Source organism: Enhygromyxa salina (genome assembly GCF_002994615.1).
Taxonomy (GTDB): domain Bacteria; phylum Myxococcota_A; class Polyangia; order Nannocystales; family Nannocystaceae; genus Plesiocystis; species Plesiocystis salina_A.
The window spans coordinates 111,559-134,611 of the sequence record NZ_PVNK01000165.1 but is presented as its reverse complement, the minus strand read 5'-3'; the positions used below and the strand labels follow the sequence as shown (position 1 = coordinate 134,611).

The following is a 23,053-nucleotide window of genomic DNA, read 5'->3' as shown; positions in this document are numbered from 1 at the left end:
GTCTCGCCCCCAAGACCCTGCGCGCTCGTAGTGGAGCGAGACCTCGCCAACCCGAGCATGCGGCATTAGCTGCGCTCCAGCGCCCGCTTGTCGAGCTTGCCAGCGCCCGTGCGGGGGAGCGCGTTGAGGATCACCAGCGAGCGCGGCAGCTTGTACTTGGCCAGCCGCTCACGCAAGAACAACTGAAGCGCGGCCAGGTCCAAGCTGGCCCCGTCCGCGAGCACCACAAAGGCCCGGCCAACCTCGCCCCAGCGCGGATCCGGCACCCCGATCACCGCGACCTCGACGACCGCCTCGTGAGCGGCGATCGCCGACTCGACCTCGGCCGGGTAGATGTTCTCGCCGCCCGAAATGATCATGTCTTTGCTGCGCCCGACGATCGTCACGCAGCCGTCGGCCTCGGCGTGGGCCAGATCCCCGGTGTGCAGCCAGCCGTCGACAAAGCTGGCGGCCGTCGCCTCGGGGTCGCGGAAATAGCCGGGCGACACGTGGGGCCCGCGGATCCACAGCTCGCCCACTTCGTCGGGCCCACATTCGCCGCCGCTCGCGTTGACGATCCGAATCGCCACGTGAAGCAAGGGCCAGCCGACCGCGCCGGGCTTGTCACGCACACGCTCACGCGGCAGCCAAAAATTGTTGGGCCCCGCCTCGGTCAGCCCGTAGCCGGTCTTGAAGTCGACGCCGCGGGCCCAAAATTGCTCGAACACCGGCTCGGGACACGGCGCGCCGCCCGAGATGATCGTGCGGACACGATCGAGGGGCGCGCTGGCCCAGCGCGGGTGGGCCTGCATCGCCTGAAACATGGCGGGGACCCCAAAGAAGCAGCTGACCTCGCGGGATTCGATGATATCGAAGAGCTGCTCGAGCTCGAACTCGCGGCACAGGATCGAGCAGCCGCCCGCGTGGATCAGCGGCGCCGTGAACACGTTGAGCCCGCCAGTGTGAAACAGCGGCGCGTTGAGGATCGCCACGTCGCGGTCCGAGAGGCCCCAGCTCGACGTGGTGTTGATCGCGTTCCAGGTGACCGTCGCGTGGGTCAAGATCGCGGCCTTGGGCAGCCCCGTGGTCCCGCCCGTGTAGCACAGCACCCACGGATCACTCGGCCTCAGCGCCCGGGCGGGCAGCGGCGTATCGGGCAGCTCGCGACAGGCCGACAGACACAGGCCCTCGCTGCCGTCGAGGGCGACAAACTGCACTCGCGCCGCCGCGCTCAGCCCACCCAAGCTCGCGGCCAGCTCGGCAAATTCCGAATCCCAGCACAGCAGCCGGGGCTCGGCGTGGGCCAGCAGCGGGCCGAGCTCGGCCGCAGTCAGCCGCCAATTGAGCGCCTGCAAGATCGCCCCGAGCTTCCCGCACGCGAACCACAGCTGGATGAACTCGATCCGGTTCTTGGCCAGGACCGCGACCCGATCCCCCTGCTCGACCCCCTGCGCCTCCAGCCACCGCGCGACCTGGTTGGTCTCGCGCTCGAGCGTTTGATAGGTGATCGTCCGGGGCTCGGGCTCGCCCGGCCGGCTGAGATCCACGATCGCCGGGGCCGCAGGCGAGAGCTGCGCCCGCCGCCCCAACCAGTCACCTACCAACGCCGGCCGCTCCATGCTCATGCTCCTCAGGTCCCGACGACCATGCCACCGTCGACGCTCAGCACGGTCCCGCTGATGAAGCCCGAGCCCGGATCGGCCAAGAACAGGTAGGCCCGCGCGATGTCCTCTGGATCGCCGATCCGGCCGACGGGGGTGTGCGCGACCATGCCCTCGAGCACGTGCGCGGGCATCTGCTTGACCATGTCGGTCGCGATGAAGCCCGGCGCGATCGCGTTGACGGTCACGCCGTAGCGGCCGAGCTCGCGCGCCCACACCTTGGTCATGCCGATGACCCCAGCCTTGGCCGCGACGTAGTTGGTCTGGCCAAAATTCCCGTACAGCCCGACCACCGAAGACGCGTTGATGATGCGGCCGTACTTGCGCGCGATCATGTGGGGCGCGACCGCCTGGGTGCAGGTGAACACCCCCTTGAGGTTGACGGCGATCACGGCGTCGAACTGGTCCGCGCCCATCTTGCCGACCAGCTCGCCGCCCTTGACCTTGACCAGCTGGCCATCACGCAAGATCCCCGCGTTGTTGACCAGGACGTCGATCCGGCCGTGCTCGGCGATCACCGCCTCGGCCGCGCGCTCGACCGCGGCGGCGTCGCTGACGTCGACTGAAGCGAAGCTCGCGGCCTTGCCCGCGTCTGCGATGCTGCGGACCAATTCGGCGCCCGCGGCTTCGGCGAGGTCCCACGCGACGACGTGGTACCCGGCGTCCGCGAACGCCTGCGCGGTTGCAAGGCCGATCCCGTTGGCGGCGCCAGTGATAATTGCGACTCGTTGCTCGTTGCTCATGGTGTTGTTGTTGCTTTCGTGACGGGGCCCCAGGCGATCGCCGAGGCCGACCACGCGTAGCCGATGCCCGCTGCGACCATGACCATCAGGTCGCCGTCGCGCAGCAGCCCCCGGCGCGCGGCTTCGACGCAGACCAGTGGTTGATCTTGCTGACCCATATGCCCGTAGTCTTCCAGATAGAAGCTCTGATCCTCGCGCATCCCCAGCTCGCCGAGCACGTAGCGATGCGCCGAGCGCTTCATGTGCAGGATGTTGAGGAAGCCAATGTCCGCGCGGGTCAAGGGCGCGTGATTGCTGTCGCTCGACGGTTCGCTGCGCGCGAGGGCCTGATCCACGACGGCGAGGAAATTGGCCATCGACTTGGCGTCGAGGCGCTCGCGCATGCCCTCGGGGTCGGGCACGTCGAGCGCCCGCCGGCCGGTCCCGGGCGGGTCGTCGAAGCGTGGATCCACGGTCCCACCCGCGGGCACGATCACGTCGCGCGAGAAGCTGCCGTCGGTGATGACCGCGGTCCCGAGCACGCGGTTGCGATCGTGGTTCTTGGCCAGGATCAGGGCCCCGCCACCGGCGCTGAGGTTGGTCAAGAAGCGCGCGCGGGGGTTGGCGAGATCGACGAAATCACAGTTGCGATAGCCGCCCGCGATCAGCACGGTGTCGATGCCCGGCGAGCTCAGGATCATCGCCCGGGCGAGCTCGATCGCGGCCATGGTCGTGCCACAGCGCTGTTGCACGTCGATCGCCCAGGCCCGCGTGGCCCCGAGCGCGTGGGCGAGCTCGATGCCCGCGGTCCACAGCGGGTACTCCTTCCACTCCTCGGTTGTGCACAGGACCAGGTCGATCTCGGCCGGGTCGATGCCCGCCCGCGCGACGGCGTCTTGCGCCGCCCACAGGCCCATCTTGTTGGTGTGGTCGTCGGGCCCGGGGATCGGCTTTTGATGGATCCCAAACTTCTCGCGGATGACCTGCTCGGGGATGCCCGTGCGCGCGGCGATCTCGGCCGAGCTCATCGTCGTCGCGGGCACATAGGCGCCCGCGGCCATGATCCCGACGTGGGTCACTGCGACAGCCACCCGATGATCGTCTGCTGGGCGAGCTCTTCGAAGCCGAGCTCGAGGTGGTTGATGTCGCTGAGGATCTCGATCTCGCCGATCTGAGCGATGCCGTCGGGGGCCGCGCAGGACTGGACAAACACGACGCCGTCGCTCGGCCCCGAGATCTCGTTGGGGATTCCAACGATGTAGTCGGCCTCGTCGGAGATCTCACCGCACAGCAAGTAGGTCTCGATGCTGGCGGGGATGCCCGCGTCGACCAACTCTTCGATCACCGAGTGTTGGCTCACGGCGAAATCGAGCCCGAGCCCGCGCGCGTAGGTGCCCTGGAACATGCTCTCCCCGTAGTAGGTGGACAGCACGTCGACGGTCACGTAGGGGCCGAGGCCGTTGTTGCCGGTGAAGGTCAGATCGAATGTATCGATCCAGCTCGCCAGCATCTGCGCCTGCCCCTCGTAATAGTAGCCACCGCCGTGATCGTAGATCGCGTACTCGCTGTAATCGATGGTCTGGAGCCCAAGGACCTGCTCGTGGTGGGCCGTCGGCCCGTGGGCCATGCCGGGCGGCCACGCCGTGCCGTTGTTGCTGCTGCCGTAGCGAAAGCCGTAGTCCATGCCGAGGTTGGGTCCACCGATCAAGACCAGCTTGCGGATGTCGTCGGCGTAGGGCGTGCCCCAGTCCTCGGTCAGGCTCGACGCGTACATGCGAGCCGCGACCGTGCCCTTGGACCAGGCGACCACGTCGACTTGCTCGGCGCAGCTCAATTCGCGCACGACCTGGATCGCGGCGTGGATCTGCTCGGCCCACATGAAGTTGTTGCCCTGCTTGTTTGGAAACGCGATCGCGACCACGGGGATGTCGGCGGCCGCGAGGCCCTGCATCAGGCCCTCCTCGGGACAGACCATGTCGCCGCATCCGTAGGGCCCCTCGACGCCGGGGTTGGCCCACGCGCGGTCGGGCGGATCGTCGGCGCCGTGGACCAGCAGCACGGGGTTGCCGCTCGCGGTGTCCCAGCCCGGCCCGAACTGCAGCACGATGCTGGACGGCGACGGCTTTGGCTCGAAGCCATAGAACACGAGCTGTTGGTCGGTCTGCTCGCTGCGCGCGTCGGGGAAGAAGGGATCCTCGGGGATGCTCGGGCTGTCGATCGTCCACCGCTCCGCGCGAACCCAGCCGTGCTCGACCTCGTCGTAGCCCATCTCGAAGGTGAGCTTCGGGACCACGCCGTCGCCACACAGGTCACCGGGCTCGCCGTCGCCGTCGCCGGGGTCGCCGTCGCCGTCGCCGGGCTCGCCGTCGCCGTCGCCGGGCTCACCGTCGCCGTCGCCGGGCTCACCGTCACCGTCGCCGGGCTCACCGTCGCCGTCGCCGGTCTCGGTCACCGACTCGGCGCCCTCGTCGTCGAGGCCCTCGGGGGTGCACGCGACCCCCCCCAGCGTGAGCCCGCCAAGGATTAGAAGTGGTGTCGCCAGGTATTGCTGTAGCATGGGTCCGTGAACCTTCATTTGGCCAGAAAACGGGTCAGCGCGGCCATGAATTCGTCGTACTTCTCAATGTGGGGACCATGGCCGGCGTCGGCGACCACGACCTCCGTGTAGGCGCCGCCAGCCGCCGCGTAGCGGTCGAACACCGCGCGGGTCTGCGCGACCATTGGCTGGGCCGGAAACACCTCGGCGCCTGGCCAACCTGGAACCGCGCCAAGCTCCCCGAGCACACCAAAGTCGAACATCGAGCGATCCGAGACGATCTGATCGTCCGCGCCGCGGACCCACAAAATCGGGGGTTTGTCGCGCAGCTGCACGATCTCGCTCTGGTTGAGGTATTTGGGCGAGAGCGCGTTGTTCATCCCCGCGACCCCGGGCGCCACGTTGGGCCAGTTGGCCGAGGGCAGCGCGTCGCCTGGATAGTTGCCCTCACCGATCGCGATCTCGAGCATGCCCGCGAGGTAGCGCTCCTCGGTCTCGGGATCGGGCTTGAACGGCGGCTTCCAGTAGAAGGTGTTCATCACGTTGCGCGGGGAGACCGGCTGATCCGCGCTGGTGTCCTTGGCCGCGAGCAGCTCGACGAGGGTCGGGTTGACCCCGCCCGCGCCCGAGCCCGCGAAGTCGTCGTAACAAGGGGTTCCATCCAGGCCCTTGGTCCCGCCAAAGCCATAGGGGGAGCCGGGGTTGATCAGCGTCAGCGAGGCCACCCGCGCGCCATGATCGATCGCCAGCTGCATCGCCACATTGCCCCCCGCGGACCACGCCACGACGTGAACCTTGGCATCGGTGGCCAGGCCCAGCTCCGGGCTGGCGAGCAGCGCCGCCAGATCATCGGAGAAGTCGCGCACGCCGCGGGTCGCGTCGACCGGCTTGGCCTCCGAGCGACCGTAACCGCGCAAATCCGGCGCGATCACGAAGTAGCGCTCGCCGAGCGCGGCCTGCACACGGTCAAAGAACGCCGCGCTCGACACGTTGCCGTGCAACAACAAGATCGCGGGTTTGGCGGGCGCTCCCGCGAGCCACAGGTGTGTGTCGAGACGAGGGGTAGAGATGATGCGAGACTCGAGTACGCTCATGGTGGCTCCACCCACGTCGAGGCGGGCTGCGAGGATCTTCACACGATCCGGGTACAGTGGCAATCTCTAGTACCACTCGGAGTCCCAGGCATGCCTCGATCTACATCACAAGGCCCTCGGTATCTGGATCTCGTCATGAAGTATCGACTCGCGACCGCCCTGCTGCTCGTCGGCTGCTCGTCTGCACCACAGCCCGCGAGCGCCCCCGGACCGGTCGAGCCGGCAGCCGAACTCGCCGCCTCTGAGTCAGAAGCTCACCGCTTCGATGCACGCCTGAGCCTCTACGACTATCCATTTGAGGTGAAGACCTACGCGTTTGAAGGGCAGAGCCAGAAACTCGAGATGGCGTACATGGACGTTGCCCCGGCCGAGGCCAACGGCAAGACGGTGCTCTTGCTTCATGGCAAGAACTTCTCGGCCGCGTACTGGGTCGACACGATTAACGCGCTGACCGCGGAAGGCTATCGAGTCATCGCGCCGGACCAGATAGGGTTTGGCAAGTCGAGCAAGCCTGAGCACTACCAATTCACCTTCCACGCGCTTGCGACGAACACGCTGAACCTGCTCGACGAACTCGGCGTCGCGGATGTGTCGGTCGTCGGGCACTCGATGGGTGGCATGCTCGCAACTCGGATCGCGCTCATGTACCCGGAGCGAACACGGCAACTCGTGCTCGTGAACCCGATCGGCCTCGAAGACTGGAAGCTCAAGGTGCCCTACACGCCGGTCGAGACCTGGTACGAGAACGAACTCGACAAGACGCCGGAGAAGGTTCGGGCCTACATGAAGGCCAGCTACTTCGATGGTAATTGGAAGCCGGAGTACGACCGCCTCGCCGAGATTCAGACCGGCTGGACCGAGGGGCCCGAATACGAGCGAATCGCGTGGGTCTCGGCGCTCACCTACGACATGATCTTCACGCAGCCAGTGGTCTACGAATTCGGCAACGTCGCCGCGCCCACGCTACTCATTATTGGCGACCGTGACCGCACGGCGCTCGGCAAAAACCTCGTCTCCGAAGAGCTCGCCGCGACGATGGGGCTGTACGGCGAGCTGGGCAAGCGGACCCAAGCGGCGATCCCGAACAGCGAGCTCGTCGAGCTCGCGGGGATCGGCCACATCCCCCAGGCGGAGGCGTGGCCGGAGTACATCGCCGCGCTGACGGAATTCCTCGCCGAGTAGCTCCGCGGCCGCGGCGGTCGAGCCCACGACCGCGCAGCGCGCGACGGGCTGAGGCTCCAAGCTCAGACCTCACGCGGACCCGCCGCGTGTCTCCTCAGCCTCACCACAAGCACGCGCGCGAAGCTCGAGGCTCGACCTCCTCGACCGGAACCATCGTGCCGTACGAGCACACATCGAGCATCTCGCTGATCGCGACCATGAGCCGGGCCGAGACGCGCCGGCCCTGCCCCGACATCGCCCGGAGCCTGGCCTCGTAGTCGCGCAGCCCCGAGCCCGGCACCTGGGAGATTTGGTCGAGCGCGGTCTGGATCCGCTTCACAGCGCTCGGCGTCATGATCCAGCCCTTGGCCGTGTGGAGGCGAAACACGCGGTCGAGCCAGACACCGCCATTGGGGCTGGTCTCGGCCAGCGTCAGCAAGGAATCGACGACGAGGGCCGCGGCCGGGTGGTCGACGGGGACCTTTCGCGAGGCGAGCCGCCGGGTCAGCGCCAGCGCACGATCCGCGGCCGCCCGGCTGTCCCCCGCATCGACTTGGCCCTCGCCGGTCACGAACTCTACATAGCTCTGAACCACCCAGCTGGCCCGGCGCGATCACCTTGGGCCATCGACCTCATGTTCGAGGCCCCTCGCTGCGGCGACAAAGCCGTCGGCGAAAAGGCCAAGCGAGGCGACACGATGCATTGCACCACGGGCTGCTAGCAGCCCGGGGTGCTAGCTCCGCGAGGTCGTCGTCGTCGAGGAGCCGTCGCTGCCGTCGGTCGTGGTCGTGGTCGTGGTCGTGGAGCCGTCGGAGCCGGTGTGGCCCACGGTCGTGCGCGAGCCACCGTTAGGGCCGCCGTTGGGATCGTGGACGACCGTGGTCGAGGAGCCGTCGCCGTGGTCGATGTCCACGCGCGTGCCGCCGCCGGGGAGCTCGGTGACCGTGGTGCCCGCGTAGGTCTGCTGGCTGTTGGCGTTGTCGCTGGTGTGGCTGACGAGATCGGGGGTCTGGAGGAACTCGTGGCCGTCGACGCTGACGAAGGCCATTTGGCCGTCGCCAGTGCGATGGATCGTGAGGGTGTCGCCGAACATCACGTCGTTGAAGCCCCCGGCCTGCACGACGTAGTGGTTGTCCTGGCCCGGCCCAGCCTCGGCCTCGGTGGTGGTGGTCGCGACGACCGCAGCGAGGCCGGCGACGCCGGCGAGGGTGAGAAGAGCGGTGCGGATGCGCTTGGTGGAGAAGGCGTTCATGCCCCAGCAGTGCCGCGGCCCCCATGGAGGGATTGCGAGACCGCCAAAATTTTTCGGATTTTTTTCCGCGCCGCCGTCGAGAGCGATACCGAGCGCTTCACGCCCGCACTCTGCACTGGTGAAACACCGCGTCGCGACTGAAACGCAGGGCGGCCCGACACGGCCCCGAGCGAGCGGCAGGCCGAGTCGGGCCCGGCACGGATTGTGCTCTATCGGACGGAATGACCGCCCGACCCGTCGCTGCCCTGCTCACGACCGTCGCGCTCACCGCCCTGGCGTGTGGCCACAATGAGGCAAGCTCCGGGTCCGGGCCCGGCACGCACGGCGAGTCCGGTGCCGCAGACGGCGACCCGGGCGACGGCGACCCGGGCGACGGCGACCCGGGCGATGGCGACCCGGGCGACGGCGACCCGGGCGACGGCGACCCGGACCCAGGCACTGCCGCCCTCCAGCTCCCGCCCGGGCACACCGTCAACACCGGGAGGGTCGCGACCGCCCACGTCTGCGAGACGTGCCACGCCAACAGCGACCAGGCCGAGGCGATGCGCGACGAGGCGGGCCGGGGCGTGGCCCCCCACGACCTGTGGCGTTCATCGATGATGGCCAACGCCGCGCGCGATCCCTTCTGGCACGCGATGGTCGAGGGCGAGGTCCTCAGCACCCCGGCCGCGGCCGCGGCGATCGAGGCCAAGTGCACACGCTGCCACACGCCCTTGCTCGCGGCCGAGCTCGAGCTGAGCGACGCTGGCTCGCCCGCGCTCGCCACCCTCCACGAGCCCGACTCCGATCACGGGGCCCTCGGCCTCGACGGCGTCTCGTGCACGCTCTGCCACCAGATCGAGGACGAGCAGCTCGGCCAGCCCGCGTCCTTCTCGGGCGGCTGGACCGTGGCGGGCGAGGGCCGGATCTACGGGCCCCACGATCAGCCCTTCACCATGCCGATGGTGAACCACGTCGACATGACCCCGACGCTCGGCGAGCACATCGTCGAGTCTGCCACCTGCGCCACCTGCCACACCCTGTTCACCGAGGCGTTGACGCCCGAGGGCGGGGCGACCGGGGCCAGCCTCGGCGAGCAGACCCCCTACCTCGAGTGGCAAAATTCGGCGTTCTCGACCGAGGCCGCCGACCCTGGCCCCCAGGCCGCGAGCTGCCAGGACTGCCACGCGCCGAAGCTGTCCGAGGACGGGCTCCCGATCTCGACCCGGATCGCCCACCGCCCGATGGGCGACGACTTCCCCCCGATCGACGATCGCAGCCCCTACGGCCGCCACCTCTTCGTCGGCGGCAACACCCTGATGCTCGAGCTCATCCGTGACTACGCGCAGGTGCTCCAGCCAAACGCCTCCGCCGCCGCCTTCGAGGCCACGATCGCGGCGACGCGCGCCCAACTCGAGCAGGCGACGGCCGAGCTCACGATCGCTCCGATCGTCCGCGAGGGCGACACGCTGCGGATCCCCGTCACGATCTCCAGCCTCGTGGGCCACAAGCTGCCGACGGGCTTCCCGAGCCGGCGCGTGTTCTTGTGGGTCGAGCTGCGCGACGTCAATGGTCAGCTCGTGTTTCGCTCGGGCGGCCACGACGAGCGCGGGCGCCTGCTCGACGGCGAGGGCCAGGTCCTCGCCAGCGAGCTCGTCGGCGGACCCGTGGCCCCGCACCTCGACGAGCTCGGGCAGCAGAATCAGGCCCAGATCTGGGAGGCCGTGATGGCCGATACCGAGGGCCAGCCGACCTATCGACTCCTGCGCGGCGCGAGCTACTACAAGGACAACCGCCTCCTGCCGACGGGCTGGGATCCTCAGCTCGCGAGCGAAGCGATCGCCGCCGTCGGCGTCGCGGGCGATCCCGACTTTGGGGCTGGGGGCGACACAGTCAGCGTCGTGGTCGAGGCCCCGGCCGACGCCGGCCCCTACGAGGTCGAGGCCCGCGCGTACTACCAACCACTGTCGCCGCGCTTCGTGGCCGAGCTCTTCGCCCTCGACGGACCTCGCATCCGCGCCTTCGAGGCCATGCTCGAGACCACGCAGGTCGCCCCCGAGCGCCTCGCTACTGCGCAGCGCACGACGGACTGAGCCGACCCGCCAACACCTCACGCGGTCGAGCCAGACGCCGCCGCTGGGGCTGGTCTCGGCCAGCGTCAACAAGCAATCGACGACCAGGACCGCGCTCGGGTGGTCGACCGGGACGTTCATGGAGGCGAGCCGCCGGGTCAGCGCCAGCGCTCGGCGCTCGGCTGTCCGCTACACAGCTCTGGAACACCCGCCTGGCCCGGCGCGATCACTTTGGGCCGGAGTGAGGCGGATCAGGTCTCGGCCACCAGCACGTGCGTTGCCCCGCTGTCGCTGTGCCGGGAAGATGTCCATCAACCGACGAGCGCCGAACTGGGCGTCCTCGACCGAACCCAGATCGAGCGCGAGCTTCGCTCGCCGCCAAAGCGACCAGTGCTGCTCGACCACCTGATACTCTGCAGGACAGCCTCAAGTCTCAGCCCGGCTTGTCGCCGCTGTCTTCGTCGCTCGCCAGCGTCGGCGTAGCACGGCCTGAAGAATGCTGATGACCGCCAGCATGATCCCACCCGCCAGCAGGGCCCCGGCCCAGATCGGTAGGTCCAGCATCGGGACGCCCCACACGAGGAGGGCGGCGATCGTCGCTACAGCGACCCGGTAAGGAGTCGCCACAAACGGAAAGGTCGGCGGGTCGGGACTGGGTTTGTCAGTCACAGTAGCCCTCTAACGCCTCTCGCCCCGCCTCGTGTAGTACGGCTCCCCCAGCACTGCACAGGCCACAGCCCGCCATGCCGGTTCCACCGCAACACGCGCCAGCGCTGGCCGCAACCATGGCTCCCCAAATGTACTTACCGGCCCGTAAGACCTTCTTCCCCCACTTGCTGCAGGGGAACTCTTGCGGTCCCTCGGTGAATACATTCAGGAGTTCGTCCGCGGCGCCGCCTGAGAGACCAACCAGGGCCGCGCCGGCCAGCGCGTCTGTTCCCGGGGCTGATGACCTCCAGCTAGCGACGCCGTTCGCGTCGTCGTAGCTTGAGTGGGCGATCGCTTCGCCGTCCACGAATAGATACCCCTCGCCGCTGGCGGTATCGTCGGCGACCAGAACGACCTCGGCCGTCTGGCCGTCCGGCAGAGTATAGGTCACGGACGCCCACCGCACGCGGCGACCGTCCTGGGCGATGTACTCGTCGGCGACCGCCAGCGGGGGCGGCTGCTCCAATGGCGAAAAAGAGGAGAGCACTGCCGCAAAAACTGTTGCGTGAAACATGGAGAAAAACTAGGGGGAGTTCCACGTGTGACAAGCCGCAACGAGTTCGCGCGTGCGGGTCGGCATCCTGCATGAACCGCGCGCTCGACTGCGGCGCGCCGAAGCTCGTGTAGCTAGCAGCCCGGGCTGCAATGCATCGTGTTGCCTCGCGCCGGAATTTTCGCCGAGGGCGCGAAGCCAAAACGCCGCTGTACCGGCCCTCAGCTCCGCATCAAATCCAGAACAGACTTCAGGCACGCGGACTAGCACCCCGGGCTGCTAGTCGAGCACGAAGCGGGCGAGCTCGGTGACGAAGGCCCCGACCTCCGGCTCCGGCCCGCCGCCCATGTTCATGTGGCTGCCCTGCGCCGTCCACTCGCACAGGACCGTGTGCGGCGCGGGCCGGTGGCCCGAGTACTCGAGCGTGAAGTAGCGGCGCTCGGCGGCCTGGTCTGAGTCGGGCGAAGCGTCGAGGTCGCGCAGCTCGAGAATCGCGATCATGAACGCCTCGGTCGCGGCGACCGGCTCGGGCATCTCGATGACCACGCAAGGGTGGGCGCCGAGGCGCAGCTTGTGCAGCGTGAGCTGTTCAGCGCGCAGCTCACCGCCCTCGCCCTCGCCCCGGCACGCGCGCACCACCTGCAGGGCGATGTCGTCGAGCAGGGCCATGGGATCGTCGAGCTCCCACAGCGCGGCGGCCAGCCGGGCCTCCTGAAACACGAGGGTCCGCAGCGCGACGTGAACGAACTGGTAGTGCGCGCAGCGAGGCTCCGGCTCGGACATGGGCGCAGTGTTGCACGCCGCGGGCATTTGGTTGAAACCGGAGCCAGCCAGCGCGCCAACGCGCGCGGATGTGGCAATTTTCCCCGCGCGCCGCGGGCCTGGAGGGCGGGTCGCCGCGACGGCCCGCGCACGGACGCCTCGCACTGGCCGACCAAGGGCCGTTCCCGTCCACAGACGCGGCTTCGAGCGAGCGATTTTGTCGGGCGCGGACATCGGTACACACTCATCGCCAGCGTGGATCCGGGTCGCACCCTTCGCCGACGCTATGTCCTCGAGCGCGAGCTCGGCCGCGGTGGCATCAGCGTAGTATTCGCCGGGCGCGACCACGTGCTCGAGCGTGAGGTCGCGATCAAGCTGCTCAACGACGAGGACAACCGGCCGCTGTTCGAGTCCCAGCTCCGCCGCGAGGCCAGGCTCGTCGCGGGCCTCGATCACCCGGGGATCGTCCCGGTGTTCGACTTCGGCCGCGACCAGGAGCTCTTGTTCCTGATCATGCCCCTGCTTCAGGGCCGGACCCTCGCCGAGCTGCTCACGGCGGGCCCGCTGCCGATCCCGCTCGCGGCCGAGATCGCTCGCCAGGTCGCCCTGGCCCTGGCCCACAGCCATGGCCACGATGTCGTCCACCGCGACGTCAAGCCGGCCAGCGTGATGCTCGTCCGTGACGACGACCGGCTCCGCGTCAAGCTCATGGACTTCGGCCTCGCAGAGTTGGTGGGCCGCACCCTCAGGCCGAGGTTCATCCGCGACCAGGCCAACCCGCTGATCGGGACGCTGCCCTACGTCTCGCCCGAGCAGGTCCGCGGCGATCCGCCCAGCCCGCGCTCGGATCTCTACGCCCTCGGCGCGGTGCTCTACGAGGCCCTCGTCGGGCGGCCGCTGTTCGCGGGCGAGCCCAAGGCCATGCTCGAGGCCGTCGCCGAGACCACCCCCACGCGACCGGGGCTCCTGCGCACCGGGCTCCCGACCGAGCTCGAGTCCCTGATCCTCGCGCTCCTGACCAAGGAGCCGGCGCGGCGTCCAGGCAACGGCCGCGAGGTCGCCGAGCTGCTCGAGCCCTACGCCGACGCCACCGACGCGATCTCGCTGCTCGGGCCCCAGGCGTCGAGCGGGCTCGGGCCAGCTTCGCTCGGCCTCGAGTCCGGCGACGCGCGCGGCCCGGGGCTTCACGACGCCGTCGGCCGTGACCCGATCCTGCGGACCATCGACTCGCGCCTGATCACCGCTCGAGCCGGAGCCCAGCAGCTCGTGCTGATCGCGGGCGAGGCCGGGATCGGCAAGACGACGCTGCTCGACGAGCTCGCCCTCGCGTGTCAGCAGCGAGAGATCGAGTTGCTGCGAACCAGCGCCACGGCCAACGCCCACGGCGGCTGGCTCGGGCCCTTCAGCGAGCTGCTGACCGCGGGGCTGGCCCAGCGGCCCGAGGCCGTCGAGCTGCTGACCGCCGACGCGGCCCGGCTCGTCGCGCTGTTCCCCGATCTCGCCCGCAGCCGCCTCGGACACCTCGCGCACGCGCCCAAGCGCGAGAGCTCGTGGGCGGGGCTCGAGCGCGTCGACGAGCGCGAGCGCCCGAGGGTGACCCATGAGCGCGAGAGCGAGCACGCGCGCGCGAACGGGTCGAAGACCGCCAAGCTGTCCGCCGGGGCCAAGTCTTCGCGCGAGCGGACCGAGAACCTGCTCGTCCGGGCGTTCGCGGCGCTGGTCGCCAACCGGCGGCCGCTGACCCTGGCGATCGACGACGCGCACTTCAGCAGCGAGGCCGTCGAGCTGGTCGACCTGCTCTTTCGTCGGCTCCCGCGGGCGCCGCTGGTGTTCGTGCTCGCCTACGAGCGCGCCGAACTCGGCGACCAACATCCCCTGAGTCGGCTCGAGCTCCGGCTCGCGCAGCACCCCCGCGCGCTGAGCCTGAGCCTCGGACCCCTCGACGAGGACATCCACAGCGCGCTGATGACCCAGCTGCTCGGCGGTGGCCTGCCCGCGCCGGGCCTCGCCGAGCAGCTGTTTCGCGAGAGCGGCGGCCGGCCGCTCTACGCGCGCGAGCTCGTCCGTACGGCCGTCGATGCCGGTATCTTGGTCCGCCGCGACCATATCTGGCGGCTCGAGCTCGCGGGCTGGCCGATCCCCCGCAGCATCCGCGCGGCGCTGGTCAGTCGCCTCCGACGGCTGCCGACCACGCTGTTTTGCGCGCTGCGGACGGGCTCGGTGCTCGCCGTCGACGGCGGCAGCTTCGACTTCGACGAGCTCGTCGAGCTCGTCGGCCGAAGCCCGAGCGAGCTCGAGCACCTCCTCGCCCACGCGGTCGAGCGTGATCTCGTGACCGAAGTTCGCGGCGGCGGCCGCATCACGCTGCGCTTCACGAGCGAGCTCCTGCGCCGAGTGATCCACGACGAGCTCCCGAGCGCGGCCCGCCACAAGCTCCACCTCCACTGCGCCGAGCGCCTCCTGCGGCTGCCCTTCTCCGAGGACCACGTCGAGGACCGCGAGCGCATGCGCGTCGCTCACCTGATCGAGGGCAACGCCGTCGCCGAGGCTCGCCCGCTCGTCGTCGCGCACGCCCAGCAGGCCCTCGAAGATGGCCGCACCGACCCGGCCCTGGACCAGCTGACCAAGCTGCTCGAGCTGTCCGACTCGCTCGCGGTCGTCGAGCGCGCCGAGCTCTTGCTGCTGCTCGCCGAGCTCGAGCTCGTCAACGACGAGACCCACGCCGCGCTCGCGGCCCTCCGCCGCCTCGCCTCGATCCTCGACCACGGCGACGAAGCTCGGCTGGCCCGGCTCGGCGAGCGCGGCGCGGAGCTGGCCAAGCAGCTCGGGCACCGGAGCCTCGCCGACCGCCTCCTCGGCCTCCGCCCGCGAGACCGACGCGCGGCCGAGCGTCAGCGTCGAGCCCGGGCCGAGCTCGCGGCCCTGCGCCCGGCGACCAGCTCGCGCTCGATGCAGATCGGCGATCTGCTCCTGATGCACGGCGAGTACACGGCCGCGCGCGAGGCCTACGACAACAGCCGCCGCCGGGCCGCGAGCGAGGGTGACCGCGACGAGGAGGCGCGACAGCTGCAGAAGCTGGCGCGCGTGGCCAGCAAGCTCGGCCACTACGAGACCGCGATCGCCTACTGCCGCGAGGGCCTCGAGCTGCTCGCGGGCAAGCACTCGCTCGAGCGCGTCGGGCTCTGGGCCCTGGCTGCGTTCGCCCACTGCGAGGCCCGCCGCCACGAGCTCGCCGAGGCCGAGCTCGAGGCCGGCAGCGCCGAGCTCGCGACCTTCCCCTCCCAGCGCGGACCCGATCGCGACCGCGTCGCCGCCGAGCTCGAGCGCAGCCGGGGCAACTGGCGGATCGCCAGCGGCGACGCCGAGGCGGCGATCGAGGCCTACGAGCGCTGCCTGGTCCTGCACCCCCCGACCGATCGCTGGAACGTCTCGATCGCCCGCTTTCACCTCGGTCAGGCCTGCGCGCTCGCGGGCCACGCCAGCCGGGCGCTGCGCGAGCTCGAGCGCGCCGCCGCCGACAAGCGGGCGATCGGCGATCGCTGGGGCCTGGCCTACGCCGAGGCCGCGCGCGTCCAGGTCCTGCGCGACCTCGGTCGGATCGAAGACGCCAGCGAGGCCCTCGACGGCGCCCGCGAGCTCGCCGACGAGGTCGAGGATCCGCGCCTGTTCACCCTGGTTCACACCGAGCTCGGTCGCCACGCGCTGCTCTCGGGTAGGCTCGAGGTCGCCGCCCAGGAGGCCCGCCGAGCCAAAGATGTCGCCCGGCGCACGGGCGCCTCGGCGGAGCTCGGCGCCGCCCACGAGCTGCTCGCTACGATCGACCTCGCCCGCGACGAGCCGGCCGAGGCCCGGCGCCACGCGAGCGAAGCCGTCGACACGGCCCAAGCTCAGGAGCTCGACGGCCTCCTGATCGGCGCGCTGCTGGTCCTCGCCGAGGCCAGCAGCCCCGAGCGACGACCCGAGCTGCTCGACCGCGCCCGCGCGGCCTGCGAGAGCCTCGGCAACCCCTACCGCGAGCTCGACGTGTCGCTCACGAGCCTGCGGCTCGGACTCGGCGACCCCAACCACGCCAGCGACGACTACGTCGCGCTCGAGCAGCTGTCCGATCGGGCCGAGAAGCTCTCGGCTCAGCGACACGTCGGCCTGTGTCTGCTCGCCCAGGCCGAGGTCCTCGCGCCCCACGACCTCCGCGGCGCCCTCGATCACGCCCGCCTCGGCGAAGCTCAGCTGCGCGTGCTCGGGGCCACCCTCGAGGCCGATCGCGCCGCCGAGCTGATCGCCCGCCTGACCTTGAGGTAGCCAGGAGGGGGCTCGTTTCTGCTGGCACGCGTAAATCGGCGATGATGCGAGCGATGGCCTCTCCAACTCTTCGGCTCCACTCCTCGCTGCTGCTCTTGCCCCTCGCCTCGCTCGCGCTCGCGTGTGGGGACAGCGCGAGCGACGGCGACGTCGGCGACTGCCTCACGTCGCTGTGCCTCGAGACCAGCGACGGCGGCACCAGCACCGACACCACGACCGAGTCCGGGGATACAATGGCCACGACCGGGGACGGCGACGGTGACACGGGCGACGGCGACGGCGACCCCGGCGACGGCGACGGCGACGGCGACGGCGATACCGGGGACGGCGACGGCGATACCGGGGACGGCGACGGCGACGGCGACACGGGCGACGGCGACACGGGCGACGGTGACGGCGACACCGAGGCGACGTTTTGCGACCCGGGCGCGACCAGCTGCTTCGACCCCGACAGCGTCCAGACCTGCGTCGACGACGGCTCCGAGTGGGGGCCACCCGTGCCCTGCGAGGACACCGAGGGCTGCCTCAGCGGCGACTGCGTGCCGCTTTGCGATCTCATTGAGGTCAACCCGAGCTCCGTCGGTTGCTCGTTCTTCGCCAACCGCATGGACAACCTCCACGCCAACCAGCCCGACTCGCTGGTCATCGGCAACGTCTCGTCCGACAAGAGCGTGACCGCCCAGCTCTACTTCGTGCCCAACAACCAAAACGTCGAGCAGGCCCAGGGCCCCGCGGTCATGGTCGGACCCGAGGGCACCCACACCTTCCAGCTCGACAACGCCCAGATCGAGAGCGTCACGACCAAGCGGACCGGCGGCGTCTACCGGGTCGAGACCGACATCCCGATCGTCGCCTACCTCCACTCGCCGATTGGATCCCAGGCGACCAACGACGCCTCGATGCTCCTGCCCGAGCACGCGCTGACCGGCAACTACGTGGTCGCGTCCTACCCCGGGACCTTCCACATCCACTACCCCGGCTACTTCACGGCCATCGCGACCCAGGACGACACGACCCTCGACTTCCTCGCCGGGGGTCCGACGGCCGCGGGCGGCGGCGTCCCGGGCCTGATGCCGGGTCAGAGCGCGCAGGTCGCAATGCAGCGCTACGACACCCTCAACGTGGTCGTGGCCGCGCAGTACCAGGATCTCTCGGGCACAATCATCACCGCCGACAAGCCCGTGTGGGTCGCGGGCGCGAGCGAGTGCGCCAACGTCCCGATGCACCCGACCCTCTACTGCGATCACCTCGAAGAGGTCCTGCTCCCGCTCGAGTATTGGGGCGAGGAGTACGTCGGCGCCCACGCCCCGCAGCGCGGCAATGAGACCTACTACTGGCGCGTCTACGGCGGCGAGGACGGGATCACCGTCAACACCGCCCCGCAGCAGCCCGGGTTCCCGCTCCAACTCGACAAGGGCGAGTACTACCAGTTCGGCACCCAGGCGAGCTTCGTGTTCACGGGTGACGGCCCCTTCTTGCCCGTGCAGCTGCTCGAGGGCCAAAACGGCGGGGCCGGGACCGGCGACCCCTCGATGTATCAGATGGTCCCGACCGAGCAGTTCCTCGACACCTACGCGTTCGTGACCGGGACCAACTACAGCCTCCACTACGCCCAGATCATTCGGCCGGCTGGCGGCGACGACATCATGATCGATGACGTGGTCGTCGACGGCTACTACCAGATCGGGGCCTGGGACGTCGCCGACTACCAGGTCACGGAGGGCGCACACTTCGCAACGAGCACGCAGCCCTTCGGCATCATCCAGGTCGGGTACACGAACGTGACCTCGTACGCGTACCCGGGCGGGCTTCAGCTGGCGGTCATCAACCCGCAATAGTAATGGCCCCCAGAGGGGGCTTGTCTCGCTCGTGACGCTCAGTCACCAGTGAGATCAGGACTCGTCGACGTCGGACTCGGCGTCGCCATGGTCGGGGCCCTGCTCCTGGCTGGCCTCGGCCTCGGCGATCTGGCGGCGGACGTCGTCCATGTCGAGACCGCGGACCTCACCGATCAGGCGCTCGAACGCGGGCGGCGGCAGGGCGCCGGACTGACGAAAGACCAGGATGTTGTCGCGGAACGCAGCCAGGGTCGGGATCGCCTGGATCTGAAACGCCGCCGCGAGCTCGCGCTGGGCCTCGGTGTCGATCTTGCCGAACTTGATGTCTTGGTGCTTCTCGGCCGCCTTCTCGAAGGTCGGCGCGAAGGCCCGACAGGGTCCGCACCAGGTCGCCCAGAAATCGACGAACACGATGCCCTCGCCGTCGATGGTCTCCTGGAAATTGTCCTTGGTCAGCTCGATCACGCTCATGGCTTGCTCCTCGCGGCAGCTGTGTAGCCCAAGCTACGCGCCGCGCCCAACCCGAGTTACCCGGCCCGTCGCCGCGACACAAGCACGCGGGCGAGGAGGCCCAAAACCTCCCCTCAGACCACGCTGCGCGGGAGGTCCGTGTTCGCAGCTCCGTGGCGCGCGCGCAGTCCTCATCGCCGCCCGGCCGCGACGTACAATGGCGCCGTGGCCCACCTGAGCCCCATGACCGAGCTCCCGACCCACGCGGTCACCAACCAAGCGCCCGCGTTCGAGGGCGTCAACCTGTGGTCGAGCGACGCTGCCCTACGCGACGCGACCGAGCGCGAAGGCGGAGCCTGGGCCGCCGATCGACTCCAGGCCTTCGGCGCCCGCGTCGGCTCGGCCGAGGTCATCGAGTGGGGCTTCGAGGCCAACCGCGAGCGCCCGCAGCTGCTGACCTTCGATCGCTACGGCCAGCGGATCGACGAGGTCCGCTATCACCCGAGCTACCACGCGCTCATGACCCTCGCGGTCGAGGCCGGGATGCACAGCGTGGCGTGGACGGCCGAGCGCGGCGGCCACGTGGCCCACGCGGCGTTCGAGTACCTGATGGCCCAGGCCGAGCCCGGCGTGTGCTGCCCGCTGTCGATGACCTACGCCGTGGTCCCGGCCCTGCGCCACCAGCCCGAGCTCGCGCAGGAGTGGGAGCCCAAGCTCACCGCCCAGACCTACGACCCGCGCTCTTGCCCGAGCGAGCAAAAGTCGGGCGTGACGATGGGCATGGCCATGACCGAGAAGCAGGGCGGCTCCGACGTCCGCGCCAACACCACCCTCGCCCACCCGCTCGGCGACGGCGGGCCCGGGGCCTCGTACGAGCTCGTCGGCCACAAGTGGTTTTGCTCGGCGCCGATGTCCGACGCGTTCTTGACCCTCGCGCAGGCGCCCGGCGGGCTCAGCTGCTTTTTGGTCCCGCGCTGGCGGCCCGACAAGACCCGCAACCCCTTCTTCATCCAGCGGCTCAAGGACAAGCTCGGCGACCACGCCAACGCGTCGAGCGAGATCGAGTACGCCGGAACCTTCGCGCGGATGGTCGGCGAGGAGGGCCGCGGGGTCCGGACGATCATCGAGATGGTCCAGCACACGCGCCTCGACTGCATCGTGTCACCCGCGGCGATGATGCGTCAGGCGGTCGCCAACGCGTGCTGGCACACCGCGCACCGCAGCGCGTTTGGCAAGGTCTTGATCGAGCAGCCGCTGATGCGGGCCGTGCTCGCCGACCTCGTGCTCGAGAGCGAGGCCGCGACCGCGCTGGCCATGCGCATCGCTCGGAGCTTCGACGACAGCGCGGGTCAGGACCCCGAGCCCGCGCGGCTGCTCGCGCGCCTCGCGACCCCGGTGACCAAGTACTGGCTCAACAAGCGCCTGCCCGAGCTGGTCTACGAGGCCATGGAGTGCCACGGCGGGGCCGGCTTCATCGAGGAGAGCGTGATGCCGCGACTGTTTCGCCAGTCGCCGCTCAACAGCATCTGGGAAGGATCGGGCAACGTGATCTGCCTCGATGTCTTGCGGGCGATGGGCCGCGAGCCGGCCTGTGTCGAGGCCCTGGTCGGCGAGATTCGGGCTGGCGTCGGGGGGGATCGCCGCTTTGACGCCTTCGTCGAGACCCTCGCCGACCGCCTGACCAAGCCGATCGCTCAAGGCGACGCGCGGCGGGTCTGCGAGCTGCTCGGGCTCGCGCTGCAAGGCTCGCTCCTGGTCCGGCATGGGCCGAGCTTCGTCGCGGACGCCTTTTGTGCCGGGCGGCTCGGCGACGAGGGGCGCTGCTACGGCACCCTGCCTGCGGGGGTCGACCTCGACGCGCTGATCGAGCGCGGCCGGCCGCAGGATCGGGCCTGACAAGCCTCAACGAGGTCAGCTCGGATCGCAGACCCCGTTGCAGAAGCTCTCGACCACGCCCGTCCGCAGGAACTGCTCGACCGTGTAGAGCGCGTTGGGCACGTCGGCCAGGGCGCCGTGGGGATCGCTGCCGGCCGTCATCGGCACGTTGGTCAGCGGGATCGGCGGGAGGCCGAAGTCGTACTCGATCAAGGCCGAGCCCGCGTAGGGCTGCGCGACCTCGTCGATCCCAAACACCGGGCGGACGATCGGCTCGAGCTGCGGGATCCCGAGCTCACGGGCCATGACGTGGGTGCCAAAGTTGGTGACCAGGTGATCGCCGAGCGCGGCGAGGACGATGACCTCGTGGGGGCTGGTGCCCGGGAGCGGGTCGTGGACCACGTGGCGCGAGAACCCGCTCGGCTCGGCGCGATCCCACAGGAGCTGCATCATCTCGAGCGAGAAGCGCAGATCGAGCTTGTCGTCGTAGGCCTGGTTCGACAGCGTCCCGAGCTCGACGAAGGCCTCGCTGCGGTTGAGCAACAGGCCGTAGGGCTGCCCCGGAACCCCGAGCGCCCCGCGCTCGACGTCGGTCGTCAAGGCCATGTAGGTCGAGCCCATGATCCCGCCGAGGCTGGCCCCGAAGAAGTAGCTGCGATCGGCGTCGATCAGCAGCGGCTCCATGTTTGGCCCGACGATCTCGGGCGCATTCGCAAATGACCCTCGCATCATCCGCATGGCCGCGAGGCCGTTGAACACCCCCTGACTGAGGCGATCGGCGATCGTCGCGAAGTCGTCGAGCCGGGCGGTCTGCAGCACCGACACGATCTGAGCCAGATCTTGGTTGGACATGCCGAGCCACGAGGTTGCGAACACCACGAAGTTGTAGTCGACGGCGAGGCCCGTCAGCAGCGAGTCGTCGACGCCCTCGTAGGAGCCGAACAGGCCGTGGCCAAATTGCATGAGCCCGGCCGGCTCGCTGAAGGCCTCGGTCGGGATCAGGACCATGAAGGGATAGGTGGTCGTCCCGTTCGGCTCGGGCAGGCCGTCGGCGCCAAAGGTCATGCGCCCGGCCGGCCCGGGATCGTCGAGGTAGAGCGGGACCTGCAGCTCACCCGTGACCCGCATCGCGAGGCCCGGCCCGGGGTCGAGCTCGACCTCGACGATGCTGAACTGCGGGTCCTCGTCGAACAGCGCGAGGCCCTCGTCGCGGATGTGGACCAGGCGCTCGGTGAGGTTGGCGTCGCTCGCGGTCGTGAAGTCCCACGCCAGCTGGAGGTCGTCGCGGCCGATCCCCGCGTCGCCGAGGCGCAAGAAGATGTCGGCGTAGAGCCCCCGCCGGGCCTCGATCGAGGGGTCTTCGCTCGGGCTGATGTCGCGCAGCGCGGCGAAGCCCGGGCTCGCCTCGATCGCCGCGCCGCCTTGATCGACGAGGCCGCGGACCGCCACGATGTAGCGGGTCTCGGGCTCGAGCCGGACCGCCGGGCGGATGATGAACGCCCGCCGCCCGTCGTCGCCGTGCGACATGTCGAGCTCGGCCCAGTGCGGCACGCGGGCCCCGCTGTCGGCGTTTAGCAGGATCGTCGGCGAGTCGGCGGCGAGCGAGGCCTCGATCGTGGTCGGCGAGGGCAGGCCCTCGACCGACACGCCGGGGAAGTAGGCCAACATCGAGCCCGCGGGCGAGAACCCGTCGCTGTCGAGCCACACGTCGGGGTCGGGCTGGTAGCCCGCGCCCGCGGGCACCAGCGCCTCGGTGAACGCGAGCCTCCGACCGGTCGGCGAGTCGGGATCGTCGATTGAGAACACGTTGTTCGGATAGGGGAAGCCGCAGTAGTCCGGGACCAAGGGATCGCAGTCGAGGATCGGCCACACGACCTCGGGATCGACCTCGGTGCTGTCGCCGTCCTCGTCGCCAGTCTCGTCGGTCTCGTCGGTCTCGCCGGTCTCGCTGAGGTCGTCGGCTGCGTCGGTGCTGAGGTCGTCGGTGCAAGCGAGCAGGAGCAGCGCAGTCGCGAGGGTCAAGGTCCGAGGCAACGCAAGAGAGGTCATCGGGCGGAGCATCGCACACCTGACCTGGCTTCGCTGGCCTCGCGCTCGTCATGAGCGACTCCGAGCCCGCCACATTCGACTCACCTTCAGGCGGCGGACCGGCGAGGCCCCCGGGGTTTACGC

16 protein-coding genes are annotated in these 23,053 nt (G+C 69.6%); 5 read left to right on the top strand and 11 right to left on the bottom strand.

What is annotated here, in order from left to right; translation table 11 throughout:
* Nucleotides 1-65 precede the first annotated feature (65 nt).
* From ENSA5_RS18500 to ENSA5_RS18475, 5 genes are read right to left on the bottom strand one after another with little or no spacing between them, the layout of a single operon-like run.
* A complete protein-coding gene (locus ENSA5_RS18500; RefSeq protein ID WP_106393019.1) occupies nucleotides 66-1,598 on the bottom strand; it encodes an acyl-CoA synthetase in 1,533 nt (510 codons plus the stop codon).
* Nucleotides 1,599-1,609: 11 nt separating this feature from the next.
* A complete protein-coding gene (gene fabG, locus ENSA5_RS18495; RefSeq protein WP_106393018.1) occupies nucleotides 1,610-2,383 on the bottom strand; it encodes a 3-oxoacyl-ACP reductase FabG in 774 nt (257 codons plus the stop codon).
* Nucleotides 2,380-3,453 (bottom strand): 3-oxoacyl-ACP synthase, encoded by a 1,074-nt coding sequence (locus tag ENSA5_RS18490; protein ID WP_258182907.1) that lies wholly within the window; start codon nucleotides 3,451-3,453, stop codon nucleotides 2,380-2,382. Before ENSA5_RS18490 ends, fabG begins: the two co-directional genes overlap by 4 nt.
* Nucleotides 3,438-4,919 carry an esterase/lipase family protein gene (locus tag ENSA5_RS18485; RefSeq protein ID WP_181197897.1) on the bottom strand — a complete coding sequence of 494 codons (1,482 nt, stop codon included), beginning with the start codon at nucleotides 4,917-4,919 and terminating at the stop codon, nucleotides 3,438-3,440. Before ENSA5_RS18485 ends, ENSA5_RS18490 begins: the two co-directional genes overlap by 16 nt.
* A gap of 14 nt (nucleotides 4,920-4,933) precedes the next feature.
* On the bottom strand, nucleotides 4,934-5,992 hold the full coding sequence (locus ENSA5_RS18475) for an alpha/beta hydrolase (protein WP_106393016.1): 1,059 nt from the start codon (nucleotides 5,990-5,992) through the stop codon (nucleotides 4,934-4,936).
* A 135-nt stretch (nucleotides 5,993-6,127) separates the two neighbouring features.
* On the opposite strand from ENSA5_RS18475, the gene ENSA5_RS18470 reads away from it, so the two are divergent.
* A complete protein-coding gene (locus ENSA5_RS18470) occupies nucleotides 6,128-7,174 on the top strand; it encodes an alpha/beta fold hydrolase (protein ID WP_106393001.1) in 1,047 nt (348 codons plus the stop codon).
* 100 nt (nucleotides 7,175-7,274) lie between these two features.
* On the opposite strand, the gene ENSA5_RS18465 is transcribed toward ENSA5_RS18470, so the two are convergent.
* Together ENSA5_RS18465 and ENSA5_RS18460 are read right to left on the bottom strand one after the other, a co-directional pair.
* On the bottom strand, nucleotides 7,275-7,724 hold the full coding sequence (locus tag ENSA5_RS18465) for a hypothetical protein (protein ID WP_146155847.1): 450 nt from the start codon (nucleotides 7,722-7,724) through the stop codon (nucleotides 7,275-7,277).
* A 162-nt stretch (nucleotides 7,725-7,886) separates the two neighbouring features.
* Nucleotides 7,887-8,405 (bottom strand): hypothetical protein, encoded by a 519-nt coding sequence (locus tag ENSA5_RS18460; protein WP_106392999.1) that lies wholly within the window; start codon nucleotides 8,403-8,405, stop codon nucleotides 7,887-7,889.
* A 221-nt stretch (nucleotides 8,406-8,626) separates the two neighbouring features.
* Here ENSA5_RS18460 and ENSA5_RS18455 point away from each other — a divergent pair, with 221 nt between their 5' ends.
* A complete protein-coding gene (locus ENSA5_RS18455) occupies nucleotides 8,627-10,477 on the top strand; it encodes a hypothetical protein (protein WP_106392998.1) in 1,851 nt (616 codons plus the stop codon).
* A 640-nt stretch (nucleotides 10,478-11,117) separates the two neighbouring features.
* Here ENSA5_RS18455 and ENSA5_RS18450 read toward each other — a convergent pair.
* Nucleotides 11,118-11,678 carry a hypothetical protein gene (locus tag ENSA5_RS18450; protein ID WP_146155846.1) on the bottom strand — a complete coding sequence of 187 codons (561 nt, stop codon included), beginning with the start codon at nucleotides 11,676-11,678 and terminating at the stop codon, nucleotides 11,118-11,120.
* Between the two features lie 258 nt (nucleotides 11,679-11,936).
* Nucleotides 11,937-12,440 (bottom strand): hypothetical protein, encoded by a 504-nt coding sequence (locus ENSA5_RS36080; RefSeq protein ID WP_181197896.1) that lies wholly within the window; start codon nucleotides 12,438-12,440, stop codon nucleotides 11,937-11,939.
* A gap of 234 nt (nucleotides 12,441-12,674) precedes the next feature.
* On the opposite strand from ENSA5_RS36080, the gene ENSA5_RS18445 reads away from it, so the two are divergent.
* Together ENSA5_RS18445 and ENSA5_RS37820 are read left to right on the top strand one after the other, a co-directional pair.
* Nucleotides 12,675-16,718, top strand: a complete 4,044-nt coding sequence (locus ENSA5_RS18445) for a protein kinase domain-containing protein (RefSeq protein ID WP_181197895.1) — start codon at nucleotides 12,675-12,677, stop codon at nucleotides 16,716-16,718.
* A gap of 53 nt (nucleotides 16,719-16,771) precedes the next feature.
* Entirely contained in the window at nucleotides 16,772-18,556 is a 1,785-nt protein-coding gene (locus tag ENSA5_RS37820) for an IgGFc-binding protein (protein ID WP_258182906.1), read from the top strand.
* 54 nt (nucleotides 18,557-18,610) lie between these two features.
* Here ENSA5_RS37820 and trxA read toward each other — a convergent pair whose 3' ends face one another.
* Nucleotides 18,611-19,027, bottom strand: a complete 417-nt coding sequence (gene trxA, locus ENSA5_RS18435) for a thioredoxin (protein WP_106392995.1) — start codon at nucleotides 19,025-19,027, stop codon at nucleotides 18,611-18,613.
* A gap of 204 nt (nucleotides 19,028-19,231) precedes the next feature.
* On the opposite strand from trxA, the gene ENSA5_RS18430 reads away from it, so the two are divergent.
* Nucleotides 19,232-20,902: an acyl-CoA dehydrogenase family protein gene (locus ENSA5_RS18430; RefSeq protein WP_181197894.1), complete on the top strand. Its 1,671-nt coding sequence runs from the start codon at nucleotides 19,232-19,234 to the stop codon at nucleotides 20,900-20,902.
* Between the two features lie 15 nt (nucleotides 20,903-20,917).
* On the opposite strand, the gene ENSA5_RS18425 is transcribed toward ENSA5_RS18430, so the two are convergent.
* Nucleotides 20,918-22,930: a hypothetical protein gene (locus tag ENSA5_RS18425; protein ID WP_146155844.1), complete on the bottom strand. Its 2,013-nt coding sequence runs from the start codon at nucleotides 22,928-22,930 to the stop codon at nucleotides 20,918-20,920.
* Nucleotides 22,931-23,053 lie beyond the last annotated feature (123 nt).

Excerpts from the sequence above, each read along its gene's own strand:
- ENSA5_RS18500 (WP_106393019.1), bottom strand. The coding sequence starts at position 1,598 with ATGGAGCGGCCGGCGTTGGTAGGTGACTGGTTGGGGCGGCGGGCGCAG.
- fabG (WP_106393018.1), bottom strand. The coding sequence starts at position 2,383 with ATGAGCAACGAGCAACGAGTCGCAATTATCACTGGCGCCGCCAACGGG.
- ENSA5_RS18485 (WP_181197897.1), bottom strand. The coding sequence starts at position 4,919 with ATGCTACAGCAATACCTGGCGACACCACTTCTAATCCTTGGCGGGCTC.
- ENSA5_RS18475 (WP_106393016.1), bottom strand. The coding sequence starts at position 5,992 with ATGAGCGTACTCGAGTCTCGCATCATCTCTACCCCTCGTCTCGACACA.
- ENSA5_RS18470 (WP_106393001.1), top strand. The coding sequence starts at position 6,128 with ATGAAGTATCGACTCGCGACCGCCCTGCTGCTCGTCGGCTGCTCGTCT.
- ENSA5_RS18460 (WP_106392999.1), bottom strand. The coding sequence starts at position 8,405 with ATGAACGCCTTCTCCACCAAGCGCATCCGCACCGCTCTTCTCACCCTC.
- ENSA5_RS18455 (WP_106392998.1), top strand. The coding sequence starts at position 8,627 with ATGACCGCCCGACCCGTCGCTGCCCTGCTCACGACCGTCGCGCTCACC.
- ENSA5_RS18450 (WP_146155846.1), bottom strand. The coding sequence starts at position 11,678 with ATGTTTCACGCAACAGTTTTTGCGGCAGTGCTCTCCTCTTTTTCGCCA.
- ENSA5_RS36080 (WP_181197896.1), bottom strand. The coding sequence starts at position 12,440 with ATGTCCGAGCCGGAGCCTCGCTGCGCGCACTACCAGTTCGTTCACGTC.
- ENSA5_RS37820 (WP_258182906.1), top strand. The coding sequence starts at position 16,772 with ATGGCCTCTCCAACTCTTCGGCTCCACTCCTCGCTGCTGCTCTTGCCC.
- trxA (WP_106392995.1), bottom strand. The coding sequence starts at position 19,027 with ATGAGCGTGATCGAGCTGACCAAGGACAATTTCCAGGAGACCATCGAC.
- ENSA5_RS18425 (WP_146155844.1), bottom strand. The coding sequence starts at position 22,930 with ATGACCTCTCTTGCGTTGCCTCGGACCTTGACCCTCGCGACTGCGCTG.